The organism is Paraburkholderia phytofirmans, assembly GCF_046028095.1.
GTDB classification, from domain to species: domain Bacteria; phylum Pseudomonadota; class Gammaproteobacteria; order Burkholderiales; family Burkholderiaceae; genus Paraburkholderia; species Paraburkholderia phytofirmans_A.
On the sequence record NZ_JAQQDJ010000003.1, the window covers coordinates 93,810 to 114,144 of the forward strand.

Genomic DNA, 20,335 nt, shown 5'->3' on the forward strand with positions numbered 1-20,335 from the left:
ATTGACGAAACCGCCGTCGCGATGAATTTCGGCCATCGTTAAGGTCATTCGCCTGCCTTGGTTAGCCGCCGCCTACAATCGAGAGGATATTCGATCCGCTTGGGAATCCTCATGCCAGACGCTATGCCGTCGCCGTCGCCGCCTTCACCCCGTATCGGCCCGCTCTTTGCACTGTTTCCCTTCCTGCGCCCGTATGCCGGCCGCTGGGCGCTCGCGTTCCTCGCGCTGGTGACCTCGGCGGGCGCCACGCTGGTGTTGCCGGTGGCGTTCAAATACCTGATCGATCGTGGCTTCGCCGCGGGCGACCGGGGGCACATCGATCGCTATTTCCTCGCGCTATTTGTCGTATCGCTGGTACTGGCCACCGCTACGGCACTGCGCTTCTACCTCGTCTCATGGCTGGGCGAGCGGGTCACGGCCGACCTGCGGCGTGCGGTCTACGATCACGTGCTGAGCATGAGCCCGCAATTCTTCGAGACCACGCAGACCGGCGAGGTGCTGTCACGGCTCACCGCCGACACCACCTTGATCCAGACGGTAGTGGGCACCAGTCTGTCGCTGGGATTGCGCAACTTCTTCCTGTTGACCGGCGGCGTGGCGATGCTGGCGGTGACGAGCCCGGTGCTGTCCGGCTACATCATCGCCACGCTGGTCGTGGTGGTCGCACCTATTGTGATCTTCGGCCGGCGCGTGCGGCGGCTCTCGCGCGCGAGCCAGGACAAGATCGCGAACACGAGCGCGGTGGCGGGCGAGGTGCTCAATGCCATGCCGACCGTGCAGTCGTACACGCAGGAGCCATTCGAGGCGCGGCGTTATGCCGGCGCGGTGGAGGCGGCCTTCGAGACCGCGCTCACGCGCATTCGCGCGCGCGCCTGGTTGACCGCCGTGGTGATCGTGCTGGTGTTCACCGCCATCGTTTTCGTACTGTGGCTCGGGGCGCAGGCGGTGCTGGCCGGTCGGATGACAGCGGGCCAATTGTCCCAGTTCATCCTCTACGCCGTGTTTACGGCCGGCGCCGTGGGCGCGGTCGCCGAGGTATGGGGCGATTTGCAGCGCGCAGCCGGCGCCACCGAACGTTTGCTGCAATTGCTGGCGGCGCGCTCGCCGGTGGTGCAGGCTGAAACGACAATCACGCTGCCTGCGCTAGGCGAGGGCATCCGCTTCGACGATGTCAGCTTCTCGTATCCATCGCGCCCAGGCATCGCGGCGCTTTCTTCACTTTCGCTCGAGGTCCGCCCAGGCGAACATGTGGCACTGGTCGGTCCGTCCGGCGCGGGCAAGACCACGCTGTTCCAGTTGCTGTTGCGCTTTTACGATCCGCAAGCGGGCCGCATTCTGATCAACGGCGTCCCGACGCGTGACGTGCCGCTCGTCGAATTGCGCAAGGAAATCGGCGTGGTGCTGCAGGAGTCAGTGATTTTTTCTGGGAGCGTGCTCGACAATATCCGCTACGGCGCGCCGGAAGCCACGCTCGCGCAAGTACAACGGGCCGCCGACATGGCGGCCGCGGCCGGCTTTATCGAAGAACTACCGCAAGGCTACGACACCTTTCTGGGCGAGCGCGGCGTGCGGCTGTCCGGCGGACAGCGCCAGCGCATCGCGATCGCTCGCGCGATCCTGAAGAATCCGCCCATCCTGCTGCTCGACGAAGCGACCAGTGCACTCGATGCCGCCAGCGAACGGCTGGTGCAAAAGGCGCTGGACAATGCCGCGCAGAACCGCACCACACTGGTCATCGCACACCGGCTCGCGACCGTCCAACAGGCCGACCGCATTATCGTGCTGGAACAGGGGCGGATCGTCGCGCAGGGGCGTCATGCGGAACTGCTTTTGAGTTCGCCGCTTTATGCTCAGCTCGCTGCATTGCAGTTCGGCGAGCAGTTGGGGCAGACGGCGCCCGCGCAATGACAGCGGGCGGCTCAGGCTTTGCGGCCTGCTTTCTTCTTTTGGTCGTAAAGCAAAGCGCCCGTCTCAACCGGAATGAACGGCGCCTGAAAATGATCGATCAGGAAATCGATGAATGCCCGGGCTCGCGCCGTCTGGTTTCGCTGGCTGGGATAGTAGACAAACAGGTCGGCTGAGGGCAGTACCGTATTGGGTAACACCAGTTTTAGCCGGCCGCTCTGAACGTACTTGGCCAGATCCCATTCGGAACGAATCAATATTCCGTGTCCGTCGAGCGCCCAGCGCAGCACGATGTCGCCATCGTTGCTCGAAAGCGCGCCTTTGACCTTCAACGCCTCGGTGTGGTCCCCTTGCATATACCGCCACACGCCATAAGCATCATCGTTCTGGCGATGGATGATGCAACGGTGCCGCACCAGATCCTCGATACGCTCCGGTGTTCCGAATCGTTCGAGGTATTTCGGCGAGGCGCACAGAAAGCGGCGATTGCTCATGATGCGCCGGGCGCTGAGCCGGCTGTCGGGAAGCGTTCCAAAACGGATTGCCATGTCGAACGCTTCCTCGACCAGATCGATGGGCCGGTCCGTCACTTCAAACTGGATTTCCACATTGGGAAAGCGCTTCGCGAAGTCGGACACGAGCGGCGCGATGGTCGTGCGCCCGAAACCGAGCGTCGCATTCACGCGTAGCAGTCCATGGGGATCGGAGCGAGCCCCCGATATCTCATCCTCCATCTGCCGGACTTGCCCGACGATCTGTGTGGCGTAGCGCAGGTAGGTCTCGCCTTCCGGCGTCAGGCTGACACTGCGCGTCGTTCTGTTGACCAGGCGCGCGCCCAGTTTCTGTTCCATCAGCCCAAGGCGCTTGGTCGCGGCCGGCGGCGTGAGATCGAGCGCCCGCGCCGCCCCCGACAAGCTTCTGAGTTTGGCGAGGAGGATGAAAAACTCGAAATCGGATGCCGGGTCAGCGGTCACTTTGGCTATTCACTTAAAGTAAAAAATGAAATGAATCTAAGCGAATTCTAACGCCTCATTTCGCGGATAAGCTAGTTTCCATTGCAGCCAGACGCATGCGATACGTGTTCAAAACTCAGGAGACCCCGTCATGAGAATCGTAGAAATCCGCGAGAAGACCGTTCCGATCAGTTCCCCCATCCGCAATGCCTACATTGACTTCAGCAAGATGACGCTGAGTCTCGTCGCCGTCGTGACGGACGTGATTCGGGACGGCAAGCCGGTGGTGGGTTACGGCTTCAATTCGAACGGCCGCTACGGCCAGGGCAAACTGATGCGCGAGCGCTTCATTCCGCGCATTCTCGAAGCCGATCCCGCCACGCTCGTCAACGACGCCGGCGACAACCTCGACCCGCACAAGATCTGGGCGACCATGTTCACGAACGAAAAACCGGGCGGCCACGGCGAGCGCTCGGTCGCGATCGGCACCATCGACATGGCGATCTGGGATGCGGTGGCGAAGATCGAAGGCAAGCCGCTGTTCCAGTTGCTGGCCGACCGCTATGGCAATGGTCAGCCCGATCGCAAGATTTTCGTGTACGCGGCCGGCGGCTACTACTACCCGGGCCAGGACCACGGGAAGCTGAAAGACGAAATGCGCAGCTATATCGACCGCGGCTATACGGTCGTGAAGAAGAAGATCGGCGGCGCTTCGCTCGACGAAGATCTGCGCCGCATCGACTCGATTCTGAGCGTGCTGGGCGACGGACAAAAACTCGCTGTCGACGCCAACGGCCGCTTCGATCTCGACACGGCGATCCAGTACGCGAAGGCACTCTCGCAATACGACCTGTTCTGGTACGAAGAGCCGGGCGACCCGCTCGATTACGAATTGCAGGCCACGCTGCGCAACTACTACGACAAGCCGATGGCGACCGGCGAAGATCTTTTCTCGATGCAGGATGCCCGCAACCTGATCCGTTACGGCGGCATGCGCCCGGATCGCGACTGGTTGCAATTCGACTGCGCGCTCAGCTACGGCCTCGTCGAATATCTGCGCACGCTCGACATGCTGCATCAACACGGCTGGTCATCGAGCCGCTGCATTCCGCACGGCGGCCATCAGATGTCGTTGAACATCGCGGCCGGACTCGGCCTTGGTGGCAACGAATCCTATCCGGACCTGTTCCAGCCATATGGCGGCTTCCCTGACGGCGTGAAGGTGGAAAACGGCTTCATCACGATGCCTGATCTGCCAGGCATCGGTTTCGAAGGCAAAGCCGATCTCCTCGCCGAGATGCAAAAGCTGTCCGCATGAGCCGCTAATCGGCTAACTCGCGGCAAAAACGGGCCGACAACAAGCGTCGGCTTTGCGTTGATAAGAATAGACAAAAGAACGCTGGCGAAGATGGGTTCGTACTTTTCAAAGCGGTAGATCCCGCTGTGGAGAGTACGAGCCTGACTTTCATTAGAAGATGCCACGCATAGGAGACAGTCATGCGGGTTTCAAAGATCGGAAAATCTCTTTCCAGGCTCTATGTACAGGTTCTGATCGGCATTGTTGCCGGGGTGCTCGTCGGGCATTTCTACCCTGACATCGGTTCGCAACTCAAACCACTCGGAGACCTGTTCATCAAACTGATCCGGATGCTGCTTGCTCCGATCATTTTTGCTTCCGTTGTCGTTGGCATTGCCCGCATGACCGATCTTCATGAGGCCGGCCGCGTTGGTGTCAAGGCGGTGGTTTACTTCGAAATTGCATCGACGATTGCGCTCGCTATCGGCCTTGTCATCGTGAACGTCATCAAGCCGGGCAGCGGTATGAACATCGACCCCGCGCATATAGACAGTTCAGCGATTTCCACTTATACGCACGCGGCACAACAGCACGGGATGCTCGACTTCTTCATGAGCATCGTTCCGAACAGCGTTGTTGGAGCGTTCGCGAATGGCGACATCCTGCCGATCATCTTTTTTTCGCTTCTGTTTGCCATCGCGCTCGCCAGGCTGGGGCCGCGCACTGCGCCGTTCGTCGATATGCTCGACATGTTCCTTCAGGGCATGTTCGGCGTGGTGCGAATCGTCATGTATGTCGCGCCCATCGGTGCCTTTGGCGGCATGGCATTCACCATCGCGAAGTACGGGATCGGTACGCTGGCTTCGTTCGGTCAATTGATGCTGTGCCTTTACCTGACCTCGATTTTCTTCGTCGTCGTGGTGCTCGGTCTGGTGATGCGGATGAGCGGGCTCTCGCTGTGGAAGTATCTTCGCTACATCAAGGACGAAATCTTCATCACCCTCGGTACCGCTTCGACTGAAGCGGTCCTCCCGCAAATGCTCATCAAGATGGAGAAGCTGGGGTGTTCACGGCCCGTGGTCGGGATGGTGTTGCCGACGGGCTATACCTTCAATGCCGATGGTACGGCGATCTACTTGACCATGGCCTCGATGTTCGTCGCGCAAGCGATGAATATCCACCTGACGATCTGGGACCAGCTGCTGCTGCTCGGCGTGCTGCTGCTGACATCCAAGGGGTCCGCGGGTGTGGCCGGAGCCGGATTTGTCGCGCTGGCTGCCACGCTGGCCTCGATGCACAAAATCCCGGTGTCCGGACTGGTTTTGCTGCTAGGTGTCGATCGCTTTCTCAACGAAGCTCGTGCGGTGACCAACCTGATCGGCAACGGGGTGGCGACCATTGTGGTCGCTCGATGGGAAGGGGCGCTCGATATGAACAAGGCCCGCGCGATGCTCGACCGTGCCGACACGAGCATCGATGCGTTGGAGTCCACTGACGAAGGGGTGCCTACGAACAGGAAGCCTTCGAAAGACGCCATGATTCGATCGCACACTCTTTGAGCCTTTCAGTCAACGTGCTGACCGCTTCAGGCCGTTTCATGCAGGATCGACGGATCGAATGGCGCCATTCTGCGCAGCGCGAGACGAAAGTCGCGTGCGATCGACGAGAGCGCGGCATCGCGCCGGCGAATCAGACCGATGGTTCGCGCGACCGTCGGATCGACCAGAGGCCGGATCGCGATGCGCGCGTGCGCATCGCGCGGCGCCGCGCAACGCGGAATGATCGAGATGCCGAGTCCCGCTTCGACGAGCCCCAATGAAGTGGTCAGATGCTCGATCTCGATCAGCCGGTCGGGACGCCAGTCGATATCCCGGAGCGCCGCGTCGAGCATGCGCCGGTTGCCGCTCGACGTGCCCGACACGATCAGCGGCCACGGCCGCAATTCGGGCCACGTCACATGTTCGCTCGCGGCGAGCGGATGATCCACGGGACAGGCCAGCACGTACGGATCGACCAGCAGTTCGTCGATTTCAAGCTCCGGCGATTCGTTCACGAGAAACGCAATGCCGAACTCCGCCTCGCCGAGCGCGACACGTTGCACGACCGTCGCGAGGTTGGCCTCGATAAGCCGGAGCCGTACTTCAGGACGCCGCTTGTGATAACTGCTGACGATCTTCGGCAGCATGAATTTGGCTACCGTCGGAATGCACGCGATGGTCAACTGGCCGGTGCGGATACGCGTCGCTTCGCTCACCAGTTCGAGCGATGCATCGAGCTCACGCAACACGCCCTGCGCGCGCGGCAGCAGCAATTCTCCCGAACTGGTGAGCGCGACGGTGCGTGTGGTGCGTTCGAACAGCATGGTGTCGAGCGCTTCTTCGAGCCGTTTGATGCGCCGCGTCAAAGCGGACGCGGACAGGTTCAATTCGATCGCCGCATCGTTGAACGACGCATGCGACGCGACCGCGACAAAGGCTCGCAATGCGTCGAGATCGACACCCGGAAAACGGTTCATCTGCACCCCGCTGACTCTTGCATGTGACGCAATAATAATCACGTCGCGTGCAATTCACAAACGCGTCGGGGCTGCGGATACTGAAGGCACGACATTTCCGTGCAATCAGATCCACGCGATTGCACCCGAACCGGCACCCGATACGATGAACCAGCACAACGACGTAGGCACAAACCCTTATACCGGCGGCGTGGCCGCGTTCGTCGCGGGCTTGCGGTACGAGGCGATACCGGACGAAGTGCGCGCGCGCATCAAACTCCTGATTCTCGATTCGCTCGGCTGCGCCATTTTCGGCGCCGGCTTGCCGTGGAGCCGCATTCTTGCGGACACCTTGCAACGCGTCGATAGCACGCCGGGTTGCCACGTGTGGGGCATGCCCTTGCGTTTGTCCGCGCCGCACGCGGCGCTCGTCAACGGCACCTTGATCCAGAGCTTCGAACTCGACGACGTGCATCGCGTCGGCGTGCTGCATGTCGGCGCGGTGACCTTGCCGGCCGTGCTGGCCGTCGCCGAATTGCTATCCGCCGATGCGCCGATGTCAGGTCGCGACTTCCTGCGTGCCTGCGTGGCGGGCTATGAGATCGGTCCGCGCGTGGGCATGTGCATGGGACCTGAGCATATCGCGCAAGGCTGGCATTCGGGCGCGACGGTCGGTGTATTTTCGGCCGCGGCGGGCGCGGCAGCCGCGTTGCGGCTCGACGCGGAACAGACGGTGCACGCGCTCGGCATCGGCGGCACGCAGGCGGCTGGGCTGATGGCCGCGCAGTTCGGCGCGATGGTCAAACGCATGCATGCGGGGCGAGCCGCGCAAAGCGGCCTGTACGGCGCGCTGCTCGCGCAAAACGGCTTCACGGGTATCGTCGACGTATTTGAGAACCCGTACGGCGGCTTTTGCAGCACGTTCTCGCGTTCGTCGGACCGCTTCGATCTGACGCAACTCGTGGACGGCCTCGACGAGCGCTTCGAGACCATGCGTATCGCGCTGAAGTTCTACTCGTGCGTGGGCAGCAATCACACCACGCTGGATGCGATCCGCGCGATGCAGGCGCGTCATCCGTTCGGTCCGGACGATATCGAGCGGATCGTCGTGCACGGTTCGCGCGTGACGGTCGATCATGTCGGCTGGAAATACGTGCCGCAGGGGCTGACCTCCGCGCAACTCAATCTGCCGTATTGCGTCGCGACGCTGCTGCTCGAAGGCGACGTCTTCGTCGACCAGTTCAGCGAGGACAAAGTCGCGGACCCGCAGCGCATGGCGCTGGCCGATCGCGTGCAGGTGGTCGAAGATCCGTCGATCACGGCGCGCGGTTCCATGCTGCGGCATATGGTGCGCGTCGAGGTGCAATTGCGTGACGGTACGCGCCTCGAAGAAACGGTCGAGGCGCAGCGCGGCAGCGAGCACGCGTTCGCGAGCGAAGCGGATATCGTCGGCAAGATGAGAAAGCTCGCCGCGCATCGGATCGACGCACGGCAAATATCGCGCATCGTCGACTGGGTGATGCACGCCGAAGATCACCCGGATGCCAGCGAACTCGCGCGCCTTCTCGCGAGCGCGGCCTGAGGAGCCAACGTGGCCGCCACTGCGCACACTCTGCCGTTGTCCGCCACGCGCGCCGCGCGGCGTGAACGGTTGCGCTCGATCATCGGCGGCAGTGCCGGCAACGTCATCGAGTGGTACGACTTTCTCGCGTATTCGATCTTCTCGATCTATTTCAGCAAGGCTTTCTTCCCGGGCGGCAATCAGACCGCGCAACTCCTGAACGCGGCGGCCGTCGCGGCTATCGGTTACGTCGTGCGGCCGCTCGGCAGTTGGGCAATCGGCGCGCTCGCCGACCGGCATGGGCGGCGCGTGGCGTTGAGCGTGTCGGTCGCGATGATGAGCGTCGGCTCGCTGATCATCGCGTTGACGCCGACGTATGCGTCGATCGGCGTGGCCGCGCCCGCCGTGCTGGTCTGCGCGCGTCTGCTGCAAGGCTTCAGCATGGGCGGCGAAGCGGGCACGAGCGCGACCTATCTGAGCGAAATGGCGCCGACGGGCCGGCGCGGTTTCTTTGTTGGCTTCGTCCAGGTGACGGTGGTGATGGGGCAACTGGTGGCGCTCGCGCTGATGCTCGTGCTGCAACGGCTCCTGTTGACGCCCACGCAACTCGAACAGTGGGGCTGGCGCATTCCATTTGCGATCGGCGGCGCGCTCGCTGTATTCGCGCTCTATCTGCGGCGCGGCATTGCGGAGACTGAAGCATTCGAGCGCGAGGGATGTGCCGGCGCGCGCACGCAGACGCAGCGCGGCAGCTTGCTGGTGCTGCTGATCCAGCACCGGCGCCAGACGCTGTGGACGATCGGCATCAGCATCGGCGGAACCGTTGCGTTCTACACGTTCACGATCTATCTGCAGAAGTTCATGGTCAACACGACCGGCTTCAGCCGCGATACGGCGACGCTGATCGCAACCGCCGCGCTCGTCATTTACATGGGTTTTCAGCCGCTTTTCGGCCTGTTGTCCGATCTGATCGGACGGCGTCCGGTCATGATGATCTTCGGCGTCGGCGGTACGTTCCTGACCGTGCCGCTGATGCATGCGCTCGGCGCGACGCATAGCGCGCTCACCGCATTCGCACTGAATCTCGCGGCGCTCGGCATTCTCAGCGGTTTTTCGTCGATTCATTGGCTGGTCAAGTCGGAGCTTTTTCCAGCCAGGGTTCGAGCGCTTGGCGTTGGTCTGCCGTTCGCGATCGTGTCCTCCGTGATGGGCGGCACCACCGAATATCTCGCGTTGCGCTTCAAGCACGCGGGCCACGAATCGTGGTTCTTCTATTACGTCAGCGCGTGCGCGGCGGTTTCGCTGCTCACGTACGTGCTGATGCCCGAGACGCGCCATCGGTCGGTGATCGACGAAGAAGCGCGCCAGTAATGTGATCGCTCATGTGGTCGCTGGAAGGTGGCCACGAAGGTCAACGGAGACGCTTTCATGCAACCGGCTTCATCCGCTGGACGCACCGCTGCGCAATTGTTGTCGGAGTACGCGCTCAGCGTGCGCTTCGAACAGCTACCCGCCGACATCGTGCGGCTCGCCAAAGACTGCCTGATCGATGCGATCGGCGCGGCGCTGTACGGACACGAAGTGCAAGCGGGCAAGGCCGCGCTGCGCTATGTCAGCCACGCGGCCGCGGGCCCGTGCGCGATCCCTGGCACGAGCCGCCGCGTCGCGCCCGAAGCGGCGGCGTTCGCGGGCGGCGTGCTGGTCCACGCGGCGGAACTCGACAGTTTGCGGCAGCCAGGCGCGGGCGTTCATCCGGGCGCGTCGCTGGTGCCGGTAGCGCTGGCCGCCGCGCAGGTTTATGGCGCGTCCGGGCGCGAAGTGCTGGCGGCGCTCGTCGCCGGTATCGAAGTGCTGTTTCGTATCGGCACGGCGACGAAACATTCCGCCGAAGCGCGCGGCTTTCATGCGCCGGGTCTGACGGGACCGTTCGGCGCCGCGATCGTCGCGGGCAAGCTGGCCGGCGTCGATGCGGATACGCTGAGTCGCGCGTTGGGCATTGCGGGATCGTTGAGCGGCGGATTGCTCGAATTCGCGAAGTCCGGCGATGGTGGTCTCGTCAAGCGCATCCACCTGGGGCGCGCGGCGCAATCGGGCATCGTTGCCGTGCAACTGGCTCAGGCGGGGTTCGACGGACCGTCGACGGCGCTCGAAGGGCGCTACGGCTTTCTGCACGCGTATTGCGAGGCCTCGGACGCGGCGCGTCTGACCGACGGCTTAGGCACGCGCTATGAAACGCCGACGCTATGCCTGAAGCGCTACGCGTGTCACATCGTGGCGCACACGCCGGTCCATGCCGCGCAACAACTGCGCGCCGCGCACGATATCGACGCGCGCCGTATCGTCGCGATCCGGATCGAGGGCGCGCCGCGTCTTGCCGCGAATCACGATATCAAGCTGCCCGCCAATCAGGTGCTCGCGCAATACAGCGTGCCGGTGTGCGTGGCGGCGGCGCTGCTGCACGATGCCGACGATCCGTCGACCTTCGGTGAGCGCCTGTTGCAAGACGAAGCCATCCGCGAGCTAGCGCAGCGCGTGACGCTCGTCTCGACCGAAGCCACCGGTCTTGCCACTGTCACAAGCATCACGCTCGAAAACGGCACGACATACGAACTGGCGCAAACGGATTTCCCGGGCTGTCCGTCGACGCCATTCACACCAGCCCAATTGCGCGCCAAGTTCATGCGGATGACGAAACGGCTGGGCAGCGCGGCGCACACGTTGTTCGAGCGGCTGGATCGGGTGGAGCACGAAACGGATCTGCACTGGCTCGACGCAATGCCGGCATCGTCGCCCGATTCGTTGCACAGGGCGTCGCCCGATCTATCGCTTGTACGAGGAGACCGTTGATGAGCATCGCGAAGACGCTGGGCGAACGCATCGCGGCGTTCACTCCCGCAGACGTTCCCGACGAAGCATTGCGCTGGGCGCGTATCGGTATCATCGATACGATCGGCGTGACACTGGCGGGTTCGGCGGAACCGTGCGCGCGGATTGCGCGGACCGTGGCGGCGCCGTCGCATGGAGCCGCGCTCGTGGTCGGCACGCGGGAACGGATGAAGCCCAGCGACGCCGCGCTCGTCAACGGTACGGCCGCGCATGCGCTCGACTTCGACGATTGCAGCAATACGCTGGGCGGTCATCCTTCCGCACCGATCCTGCCGGCGCTCTTTGCGTTGGCCGAAGAAGCGCGCGCGAGCGGCTTGCGCCTCGTCACTGCTTACGTGGCGGGTTTCGAAGCGCAGGCGCGCATTGCGCATGCGGTCAATTTTCACCACTACGACAAGGGCTGGCATCCGACGGCGACGCTCGGCGTATTCGGCGCGTGTGCCGCGTCGGCGCATCTGCTCGGACTCGATGCGGCGCGGACGGCGACCGCGTTGTCGATTGCCGCGTCGTTCGCTTCGGGTATCAAGGCCAATTTCGGCACCATGACGAAGCCGTTGCATGTCGGTCATGCGTCGCGCAACGGCTTGATCGCGACACTGCTGGCGCGCGAAGGCTTTAGCGCGGGCGACGAAGCCTTCGAACATCGGCAAGGCTTCTTCGACGTGTACAACGGCGCGGGCCATTACGACGCCGAGGCGGCGCTGACGCATTGGGCCGATCCGCTCGATATCGTTGAACCAGGCATCGCGATCAAACAGTACCCCTGTTGCGGCAGCACGCACCCCGCGATCGACGCGATGCTGATGCTCGTCAGCGAATACGGCCTGAAGCCGGACGATGTCGAATCCGTTGTGTCGTGGACGCATCCGCGACGCCTTCAGCATACCAATCGCCCGCAGCCGGCTAGTGCGCTCGACGCGAAATTCAGCGTGCAGTACTGCGTGGCGCGCGCACTCGCGCAAGGACGCGTGGTGCTGTCCGATTTCGAAGGCGACGCGTACGCCGATCCGGCGATTCGCGCGCTCATGTCGAAGATCGTCGCGGAGCCGGATCCTCTGGCGGACCAGCAACCGGATCATTTCGGCGCGGAAATCGTCGTGCAGTTGCGCGACGGACAACGCGTGTCGAAACGCGTCGCGCGTGCGGCAGGGCGGACCTCGGCCAATCCGCTGCCGAATGCGCGGATCGAAGCCAAGTTTCTCGACTGTGCGAATCATGTATTGACGCCCGATGCGAGCCGCGACGCGTTGGAGATGTTGTGGCGCATCGACAGCATGGAAGACATCAACACGTTGACCGGTTTACTCGAAGCAGGGTTGCGGCACTGACGAAGGCGCTGGGATCACGTTGGATAGCTGCATTCGAACGAGCAAGACAATCGCGCGGCCACGACCGCATGACTAGATGGAGACAGGCATGAACGATTCACTCGTCGCCGCGCGCGTCGACCGTTTGCCGAACTCGCGGATGCATCGCGAATGGATGTTCCTGTTCGCGATTCCGCTCTTCTTCGATAGCTGCGATATCAACACGTTCGCATCCGCGGCGCCCGCGCTGATCCGGCATTGGCATATCGCGATCAATGAGATTGCGCTGATCACGTCGGCGAGTTTCATCGGCATGTTCTTCGGCGCAACGCTCGGCGGACTGTTATCCGATCGGTTCGGACGCAAACGCTCACTGATGCTGTTCGTGCTGATCTCGTCGCTCGGATCGCTGGCGACGGCGGTTGTGCCGAGTGTCCCGTATCTGTTCGCGGCGCGAGTCGTCACCGGTTTCGGCATTTCCGCAGGCATGGTGACGGTGATGACCTATATCGCCGAGTTGTTCCCGGCGCGCTCGCGCGGCACGTGGCAGTCGTGGGCCATGGTCATCAACCTGTGCGCGATTCCGTTGACGAACTTTGTCGCGCGGCTACTCGTGCCGTACGGTCCGGACGGCTGGCGCTGGGTCTTCGTGTGGGGCGCGCTTGGCGTCGCGTTTCCACTGATCGCAAAGCGGCTTCCCGAGTCGCCACGCTGGAGCGCGCGAGCCGGACGCTTCGACGAAGCGGAAGCCGCGCTCGCGGCGATGGAGGCAAGGAGCATCGCGGAAGGCAACGTGCTGACCACGCCGGAGGTTGTCGTACGCCCGCCCGAAACCCGCGAGCCGTGGATGACCATGTTCAACAGCGTCTACCGTCGCCGCACTCTCACGCTCTGCGCAATCTGGCTGCTGCAGACCATCGGCTTCTACGGTTTCGAAGCATGGGTGCCGACCTTGCTGGTCCATCACGGCATCACCATTGCACGCAGCCTCACGTATTTCACGCTGATCAACGTGGGCGCGCCGCTTGGCGCATTGCTCGCGGTTTATCCCGCCGACCGCTTCGAACGCAAACATCTGATCGCGTTAGTCGCGCTATTAATCGCGGGATTCGGCCTGCTTTACGGGCTGAGCTTTACACCGGTGCTGATCGTGACCTTCGGCTTTGCGGTCGGCATGCTGACGCAGACCTTCGCGACATTGCTCTATTCGTACACGCCCGAACAGTTTCCGACTGGCGTGCGCAATAGCGCAACCGGCCTCACGTACGGCGCGGGCCGGATCGCGAATGTCGCGAATGCCTTCGTGATTGCCGCGATCTACACGAACTACGGCTACGTGACCGTGTTCATGTATATCGCGGGCGCGTGGTTCCTGACCGCGTTGATCACGCTCGTCTTCGGCCCGCGCACCACCGGCCGCAGCCTCGAAACACTGAACCCGGTCGTGGATGACGCAGACGCGGCGTCACTGACGCCGCTCGCCGAATACCCGCGACGCTAGATCACACTGGAACTGGAGAGCCAACTGATGACCATCGACGAACTCAACGATATCGACGTGCTCGTAATCGGCGCGGGCAACGCCGCGGCCAACGCGGCGCTGGCCGCACGCGAAGGCGGTGCGAAGCGCATCGCGCTGCTCGAAAGCGCGCCGGAAGAAGCGCGCGGCGGCAACTCAGCATTCACGGGCGGCGCGTTCCGCTTCGTCTACGATTCCGTCGACGACCTGATGAAGCTCGCACCGGATATCGCGGAACTGGATCTGCCTAACATCGATTTCGGCACCTACACGCGCGAGCAGTACTTCGACGATATCGGCCGGCTGACCGAGTTCCGCGCCGACCCGGATCTGACCGACGTACTGATCGGCAACAGCTACGACGCCGCGCTGTGGCTAAAACAGCATGGCGTGCGTTTTCAACCCGCGCTGGGGCGGCAGGCGTTTCGTGTCGAAGGCAAGTTTCGTTTCTGGGGTGGGCTGGCCTGCCACATTCTCGGCGGTGGCACGCATCTGGTCGAAACGCTGCATCATGCGCTGAAGGACGCGGGAATCGGCGTGCTCTATCGCACGCAGGCAATGGGCCTGCTGCATGGCGACGGGCGCATCGAAGGCGTGCGCGCCATGCATGAAGGCAGGCAGGTCGACATCCGCGCGAAAGCGGTGGTGCTCGCGTGCGGCGGTTTCGAGTCGAGTGCGGAAATGCGCGCGCGCTATCTCGGGCCGAACTGGGACCTGGCGAAAGTGCGCGGCACGCGCTACAACACCGGTTGGGGCCACAAGATGGCGATGGAAATCGGCGCTGCGGTAACGGGGCACTGGTCCGGCGCGCATGCGGTGCAATGGGACATGAATGCGCCCGAGTACGGCGATCTGACGATCGGCGATCGCTTCCAGAAGCATAACTATCCGTTCGGGATTCTGGTGAACGCGAAGGGCGAGCGCTTTCTCGACGAGGGACTTGACTTTCACAGCTTCACGTACGCGAAATATGGGCAAGAGGTTTTGCGCCAACCAGGTCTTTTCGCGTGGCAGATCTTCGATCAGAAAGTCGTCAAGTTGCTGCGCGACGAGTACCGGATTGCGCGCATCACCAAAGAGACGGCGAATACGCTCGAAGAACTGGCGCCGAAACTCACGGGCGTCGATCCCGAAGGTTTTCTGCGCACCGTGCGCGCGTATAACGAGGCGCCGCGGCCAGATGTGTCATTCAATCCGAACATTCACGACGGTCTGCGCACGAGTGGGCTCGCCGTCGACAAAACCAACTGGGCCAATCGGCTCGACACGCCGCCTTACGAAGCCTACGGCGTTACTACTGGCGTGACTTTCACGTTCGGTGGACTGAAGGTGTCGACCGAGGCGGAAGTGCTCGACACATCGGGCACGCCAATTCGCGGGCTATTCGCGGCGGGCGAGATTGTCGGCGGTCTTTACTATCACAACTACGGCAGCGGCACGGGGCTCGTCGCCGGCGTGGTGTTCGGGCGGCGAGCCGGGGCAGGAGCGGCGCGGCTGGTCGCACGCTGATTCGAAAACTAACGAACGGAAAACGCTCGGGGGGCTCACTACGATGCTGCTTATCGATAACGATTGCGTCGCGCGCGTGCTGACGATGCGCGATTGCATCGACGTGCAGGAGCGCGCGTTCGCCGGATTGCCGGATGGCGCGTCGATCGGGCGTCCGCGTATCGACACTTATGTGCCGACGCAGCGCGACGACAGCTATTACCGCTTCGGCTCGGTGGATGGCGCGACCGGCGGCATTCTGGCGGTGCGCCTGAAATCGGACGTGATGGTGTGGCCGCGTGGTGCCGACGGACGCGCGGGCAGCGAGCAGAAGTACTGCGTCGAGCCCGGCACGTATTGCGGACTGGTGATGCTGTTCAGCACCGAAAACGGCAAGCCGCTCGCGATGCTCAACGACGGCCACCTGCAACACATGCGCGTGGGCGGCGCGGCGGGACTCGGCACGCGGCTGCTCGCGCGCGAGGACTCGCACACCGTCGGCATGATCGGTTCTGGCGGTATGGCGGAAACGTTTCTCGAGGCGCTGGTGGCCGTGCGCGATATTCGTCGCGTGCGCGTCTTCAGCCGTCGTGAGGCGAACCGTGTGCGTTTTGCGCGGGACATGGCGGCGAAACTTGGGATCGAAGTCGATGCTGTCGGCTCGCCCGAAGAAGCGGTACGCGGCGCCGACATCGTTGCTACCTGCACCGACAGCATGACGCCCGTGATCGACGCCGATTGGCTGGAGCCGGGCATGCATGTGGTGGCGCTCACGCCGCGTGAATTCGACGCCAGGGTGGCGAGCCGCTTCGACGTGTGCATCGCGCAAGGCCATGAACGCTTGCCGATGGAGGAGAGCGCGCGCTTCAGCCAGCGTGTGTCGGGCAGCCCGAATGCGTTCATCGGTGGAAGCGGCGAGGAGCGGGAGCGTCTGCCAGTGTCGCGCGGAGAGAGAGTGGATACGACCGGCTGGCCGGTCTATACCGACGTGATAACCGGCCGCGCGCCGGGCCGCACGAATGCCCGGCAGATCACCTTCTATTACACGGTGGGTAACTGGGGCGTGCAGTTTGCGGCGGTGGGCGGGCATGTGTACCGCGAAGCGTCGCGACTGGGTCTTGGCATTGCGCTGCCGGATCACTATTTCCTGCAGTCCATTAGAAATTGAATAGAGCGGGAGCGCTATTTCGCCGCATCTATAAGTTAGCCGTCGGATCCATTTTCGGGCTGAGCGGTCACATCGATTGACTACCCATCCTCTGCGCCGATCATCTCCAATGCGGCGCCGCGAGTTCAAGCCGCATTTTCCAGCGCTTTTATAAGCCGCAACTGCCAGCTCCACGCAGGCTGGCAGTTTTCCTACGTAGATTGTCCTTATTCGACGTATCACCTGGCATGGGGGACTTAGTATTCTGTTATCCAATCAGTAAATAATTCCAAACATGGCAGATGCATTGCGCTGCTATTCTTGAATCGACGAACGACGGTTGTGATTCGCAACGGTTTGCATCGCTTTTCATCACCCCCATGCGAGGTTTGGAACATGAACATGAATAGGAAATTGACGACAGCATTTGGCGCACCTGTCGCCGACAATCAGAACACTCAGACCGCGGGTCCGAATGGCCCGGCGCTGTTGCAAGATGTGTGGCTCCTCGAAAAGCTGGCGCACTTCGATCGTGAAGTCATTCCAGAGCGGCGGATGCACGCAAAGGGATCAGGCGCATTCGGCACGTTCACTGTGACGCACGACATCACGAAATACACGCGCGCAAAGATTTTTTCGCAGATCGGAAAGCGCACTGAGATGTTCGCGCGCTTCTCGACGGTTGCCGGCGAACGCGGTGCGGCGGATGCTGAACGCGACATTCGCGGCTTCGCATTGAAGTTCTACACCGAAGAAGGCAACTGGGACATCGTCGGCAATAACACGCCGGTGTTCTTCTTTCGCGACCCGCTGAAGTTCCCGGACCTGAACCACGCGATCAAGCGTGATCCGCGTACGGGTATGCGTAGCGCGCAGAATCAATGGGATTTCTGGACTCAGCTTCCTGAAGCACTGCATCAGATTACGATCATCATGAGCGATCGCGGCCTGCCGAGTTCTTTCCGTCACATGCACGGCTTTGGAAGCCACACGTATAGCTTTATCAGCGCGGCAAATGAACGCTTCTGGGTCAAGTTTCATTTCCGCACGCAGCAGGGTATCAAGAACTTGACGGACGCCGAGGCCGAGGCGCTGGTGGGCCGGGATCGCGAATCGCATCAGCGCGATCTGTACGAGAGCATCGAGCGCAAAGACTTCCCGCGCTGGACACTGTTCGTGCAGATCATGCCCGAGAAGGAAGCAGGCGCGTACCGGATCAATCCGTTCGATCTCACGAAGGTATGGCCGAAGTCCGATTATCCGTTGATCGAAGTCGGTGTGATGGAACTCAATCGTAACGCCGACAACCATTTCGCCGATGTCGAGCAGGCCGCATTCGCGCCGTCGAACGTCGTGCCGGGAATCGGCTTCTCACCGGACCGGATGTTGCAAGGGCGACTCTTTTCTTATGGGGACACGCAGCGTTATCGTCTGGGCGTCAACTACGCACAGATTCCGGTGAATTCGCCAAGAGGGGCGAGCTATGTCAATAGTTATCACCGTGACGGTCAAGGGCGTACCGACGGTAACCAGGGTGGCACCATCTCCTACGAACCGAACACGCGTGGCGAGTGGGTCGAGCAGCCGGACTTCCGTGAACCGCCGCTTAGCCTGGAAGGCGCTGCGGATCACTGGAATCATCGGGTCGATGACGACTACTACTCGCAAACGGGCGTTCTGTTCCGCAACATGTCAGCGGCGCAACAGCAAGTGTTGTTCGAGAACACCGCACGCGCATTGCAGGGCGTGTCGGATCCGGTCGTTCAGCTTCATATCGAACATTGCCGTCTTGCGGATGCGGCTTACGGTGCAGGTGTTTCTGCGGCGGTTCAGACGCTTGCAAACACAAATTCGATAGGCGAGAAGAACATAAGCTAGTCCAGTTGATTCAAATTGCTCACGACGCTGTCGCGGGGCGGCGAATGCTTTCATGGATTGCCGGCCCTGCGATGTACAGCTTCGATCAGGCTTGGGCAGAGGCAGTTTTCTTCGAGAGCCTGGCGACTTTGAGTTCGCGAAACCTGGCATACAGCACTGCACTTCGATTCGTTACGCGCCTGGCGAGTGCATCGACATGGGGCTATCCTTGACGTACAGAGGAGAGAGACATGGACCGCAGCCAGAATCGCATCGAAAAGCCCGAGCAGAGTTGGTACCGCGAGCGCGATTGCGCTTTAAACGAATTCGTCGCTTTGCTGGAGGGCGATGACCACGGCCCCACGCGCTATGCGGCTGAAACTACGCAGCGAATTCCCATTTACGACTGTCCACAGCTCGATGGCATGACGCGCAATGCATCGCAGAGAGCGCAGTTGCAGGCGGAATGGGCTCGCGTGCTTCACGCTGGCGCAGGGGTACTCGTGCTTCGGCGGGCATTTGTCGATACCGGACCGGTCGACGATGCAACGGCCGTCTTCGAATCCATTATTCGTGGTGAACGCGATCAAGGCTCGAGTGCGGCAGACCATTTCGCAAAGGCAGGCGCGAATGACCGGATCTGGAACGCCCAGGAAAAGCTCTGCCTGCGAGCGCCCGACGTCTTCGCGGAATACTTTTCAAATCCAATGCTGATGATTGTGTCGGAAGCGTGGCTCGGGCCGTGTTACCAGATGACGTCACAGGTGAATGTGGTTCGGCCCGGCGGCGCTGCCCAACAGGCTCATCGCGATTACCACCTCGGTTTCCAGACGGCTGAAAGGGCCGAACGCTATCCCGCGCACGTCCATCGGATGTCCCCCTTCCTCACTCTGCAGGGCGCGGTGGCGCATAGCGATATGCCGGTTGAAAGCGGACCGACGAAGCTCCTGCCGTATTCGCAGCGATATGACGAGGGATATCTGGCGTGGCGTCGAGCCGAGTTTCGGGAATATTTCGAGGACCATTTCGTCCAACTGCCGCTCTCCAAGGGCGATGCCGTGTTCTTCAATCCCGCGTTGTTCCATGCGGCCGGCGCAAATCGCACTGCGGACGTGCAGCGTATGGCGAATCTCTTGCAGGTCTCATCGGCTTATGGCCGGGCGATGGAAGTGCTCGACCGCAGGGGGATGTGCGAGGCGTTGTATCCGGTACTGCGCGAGCGCCGTGCGTCGGGGCGGATAAGCGACACGGAAATCACCGCGGCAATTGCATCCTGCGCTGAGGGCTACCCGTTCCCGACCAACCTCGACCGCGACCCGCCGGTCGGCGGGTTGGCGCCGGAGAGCCAGCAGGAACTCATGCATCGCGCACTCGACGAGGATTGGGATCCTTCCCGATTCACGCTCGCCTTGAACGAGCACATTGCGCGACAACGCTCCACCAACCCGCAATCTGGCACGAGTTAACAATTTCTTTAGACTCAGTCGATGGTGCAGAAGACGATCTGATCGCAGGATTGACAAAGCGATAGCAACGCGACGCCGCATCCTCGCGGGGACCGTCCGGGATCGCCTTACGGCCGGTCATGCACTGACCGTTTACGCACTTCTGGGAAGGAGAAATTGACATGAAAACGCTTCGAATCGTGGCGCTCTGCTCGATCAGCATGTTCGTGGGGCAAGCGTGGGCGCAAGACAAACCCGTACCATCGGGAACCGAGCCGTCTGTTCAGGATGTCGGTGGCGTCACCGACGCGTCGAGGAGTGAGACGGGAATGGCAATGAATCCGGCGCGGCAGTCCTATCCGGACCTCAACAGCCTGCAATCCGGGGAGCAAAGCCGTCTCGTGGCCAATACGTTCCGCCACCATTGACTGCAGCGCAACAGCTTTGCGCGACCGCGCGTTACGCGCGATGAGTGC

At 62.0% G+C, this 20,335-nt stretch carries 15 protein-coding genes; 13 read left to right on the forward strand and 2 right to left on the reverse strand.

All coding sequences use genetic code 11. From position 1 onward, the window contains the following. The first annotated feature begins 111 nt into the window (after positions 1 to 111). Positions 112 to 1,908: an ABC transporter transmembrane domain-containing protein gene (locus tag PQR54_RS09300; RefSeq protein WP_408245101.1), complete on the forward strand. Its 1,797-nt coding sequence runs from the start codon at positions 112 to 114 to the stop codon at positions 1,906 to 1,908. Between the two features lie 11 nt (positions 1,909 to 1,919). Here PQR54_RS09300 and PQR54_RS09305 read toward each other — a convergent pair whose 3' ends face one another. Continuing rightward, complete coding sequence (locus PQR54_RS09305) at positions 1,920 to 2,879, reverse strand: LysR family transcriptional regulator (RefSeq protein ID WP_408245102.1); 960 nt, start codon at positions 2,877 to 2,879, stop codon at positions 1,920 to 1,922. A 130-nt stretch (positions 2,880 to 3,009) separates the two neighbouring features. Between PQR54_RS09305 and PQR54_RS09310 the strand changes: the two genes are divergently transcribed. Next, positions 3,010 to 4,176: a mandelate racemase/muconate lactonizing enzyme family protein gene (locus tag PQR54_RS09310; protein WP_408245103.1), complete on the forward strand. Its 1,167-nt coding sequence runs from the start codon at positions 3,010 to 3,012 to the stop codon at positions 4,174 to 4,176. A gap of 179 nt (positions 4,177 to 4,355) precedes the next feature. Then, the gene (gene dctA / locus PQR54_RS09315; protein WP_408245104.1) at positions 4,356 to 5,714 is read left to right on the forward strand and encodes a C4-dicarboxylate transporter DctA; all 1,359 of its coding nucleotides are present in this window, start codon (positions 4,356 to 4,358) and stop codon (positions 5,712 to 5,714) included. A 26-nt stretch (positions 5,715 to 5,740) separates the two neighbouring features. Here dctA and PQR54_RS09320 read toward each other — a convergent pair whose 3' ends face one another. Further along, the gene (locus PQR54_RS09320; protein ID WP_408245105.1) at positions 5,741 to 6,670 is read right to left on the reverse strand and encodes a LysR family transcriptional regulator; all 930 of its coding nucleotides are present in this window, start codon (positions 6,668 to 6,670) and stop codon (positions 5,741 to 5,743) included. 145 nt (positions 6,671 to 6,815) lie between these two features. Here PQR54_RS09320 and PQR54_RS09325 point away from each other — a divergent pair, with 145 nt between their 5' ends. The 10 genes from PQR54_RS09325 to PQR54_RS09370 all read left to right on the forward strand — a co-directional run bounded on the left by PQR54_RS09325 (position 6,816) and on the right by PQR54_RS09370 (position 20,287). Next, complete coding sequence (locus PQR54_RS09325) at positions 6,816 to 8,231, forward strand: MmgE/PrpD family protein (protein ID WP_408245106.1); 1,416 nt, start codon at positions 6,816 to 6,818, stop codon at positions 8,229 to 8,231. Positions 8,232 to 8,240: 9 nt separating this feature from the next. Then, on the forward strand, positions 8,241 to 9,581 hold the full coding sequence (locus PQR54_RS09330; RefSeq protein ID WP_408245107.1) for an MFS transporter: 1,341 nt from the start codon (positions 8,241 to 8,243) through the stop codon (positions 9,579 to 9,581). A 57-nt stretch (positions 9,582 to 9,638) separates the two neighbouring features. Then, positions 9,639 to 11,057, forward strand: coding sequence for an MmgE/PrpD family protein (locus tag PQR54_RS09335; RefSeq protein WP_408245108.1), 1,419 nt, complete (start codon positions 9,639 to 9,641; stop codon positions 11,055 to 11,057). Further along, on the forward strand, positions 11,057 to 12,424 hold the full coding sequence (locus tag PQR54_RS09340; protein WP_408245109.1) for an MmgE/PrpD family protein: 1,368 nt from the start codon (positions 11,057 to 11,059) through the stop codon (positions 12,422 to 12,424). The genes PQR54_RS09335 and PQR54_RS09340 overlap by 1 nt, the downstream gene beginning before the upstream one ends. A gap of 88 nt (positions 12,425 to 12,512) precedes the next feature. Next, positions 12,513 to 13,904, forward strand: coding sequence for an MFS transporter (locus PQR54_RS09345; RefSeq protein WP_408245110.1), 1,392 nt, complete (start codon positions 12,513 to 12,515; stop codon positions 13,902 to 13,904). 27 nt (positions 13,905 to 13,931) lie between these two features. After that, the gene (gene tcuA, locus PQR54_RS09350; protein WP_408245111.1) at positions 13,932 to 15,431 is read left to right on the forward strand and encodes an FAD-dependent tricarballylate dehydrogenase TcuA; all 1,500 of its coding nucleotides are present in this window, start codon (positions 13,932 to 13,934) and stop codon (positions 15,429 to 15,431) included. 43 nt (positions 15,432 to 15,474) lie between these two features. Next, positions 15,475 to 16,578 carry an ornithine cyclodeaminase family protein gene (locus PQR54_RS09355; RefSeq protein WP_408245112.1) on the forward strand — a complete coding sequence of 368 codons (1,104 nt, stop codon included), beginning with the start codon at positions 15,475 to 15,477 and terminating at the stop codon, positions 16,576 to 16,578. Positions 16,579 to 16,953: 375 nt separating this feature from the next. Next, entirely contained in the window at positions 16,954 to 18,435 is a 1,482-nt protein-coding gene (locus tag PQR54_RS09360; RefSeq protein ID WP_408245113.1) for a catalase, read from the forward strand. Between the two features lie 230 nt (positions 18,436 to 18,665). Then, the gene (locus tag PQR54_RS09365; RefSeq protein ID WP_408245114.1) at positions 18,666 to 19,880 is read left to right on the forward strand and encodes a phytanoyl-CoA dioxygenase family protein; all 1,215 of its coding nucleotides are present in this window, start codon (positions 18,666 to 18,668) and stop codon (positions 19,878 to 19,880) included. A gap of 161 nt (positions 19,881 to 20,041) precedes the next feature. Further along, the gene (locus tag PQR54_RS09370; RefSeq protein WP_408245115.1) at positions 20,042 to 20,287 is read left to right on the forward strand and encodes a hypothetical protein; all 246 of its coding nucleotides are present in this window, start codon (positions 20,042 to 20,044) and stop codon (positions 20,285 to 20,287) included. Positions 20,288 to 20,335 lie beyond the last annotated feature (48 nt).

Coding starts and splice junctions, on each gene's coding strand:
- PQR54_RS09300 (WP_408245101.1), top strand. CDS start 112: ATGCCAGACGCTATGCCGTCGCCGTCGCCGCCTTCACCCCGTATCGGC.
- PQR54_RS09310 (WP_408245103.1), top strand. CDS start 3,010: ATGAGAATCGTAGAAATCCGCGAGAAGACCGTTCCGATCAGTTCCCCC.
- dctA (WP_408245104.1), top strand. CDS start 4,356: ATGCGGGTTTCAAAGATCGGAAAATCTCTTTCCAGGCTCTATGTACAG.
- PQR54_RS09320 (WP_408245105.1), bottom strand. CDS start 6,670: ATGAACCGTTTTCCGGGTGTCGATCTCGACGCATTGCGAGCCTTTGTC.
- PQR54_RS09325 (WP_408245106.1), top strand. CDS start 6,816: ATGAACCAGCACAACGACGTAGGCACAAACCCTTATACCGGCGGCGTG.
- PQR54_RS09335 (WP_408245108.1), top strand. CDS start 9,639: ATGCAACCGGCTTCATCCGCTGGACGCACCGCTGCGCAATTGTTGTCG.
- PQR54_RS09340 (WP_408245109.1), top strand. CDS start 11,057: ATGAGCATCGCGAAGACGCTGGGCGAACGCATCGCGGCGTTCACTCCC.
- PQR54_RS09345 (WP_408245110.1), top strand. CDS start 12,513: ATGAACGATTCACTCGTCGCCGCGCGCGTCGACCGTTTGCCGAACTCG.
- tcuA (WP_408245111.1), top strand. CDS start 13,932: ATGACCATCGACGAACTCAACGATATCGACGTGCTCGTAATCGGCGCG.
- PQR54_RS09355 (WP_408245112.1), top strand. CDS start 15,475: ATGCTGCTTATCGATAACGATTGCGTCGCGCGCGTGCTGACGATGCGC.
- PQR54_RS09360 (WP_408245113.1), top strand. CDS start 16,954: ATGAACATGAATAGGAAATTGACGACAGCATTTGGCGCACCTGTCGCC.
- PQR54_RS09365 (WP_408245114.1), top strand. CDS start 18,666: ATGGACCGCAGCCAGAATCGCATCGAAAAGCCCGAGCAGAGTTGGTAC.
- PQR54_RS09370 (WP_408245115.1), top strand. CDS start 20,042: ATGAAAACGCTTCGAATCGTGGCGCTCTGCTCGATCAGCATGTTCGTG.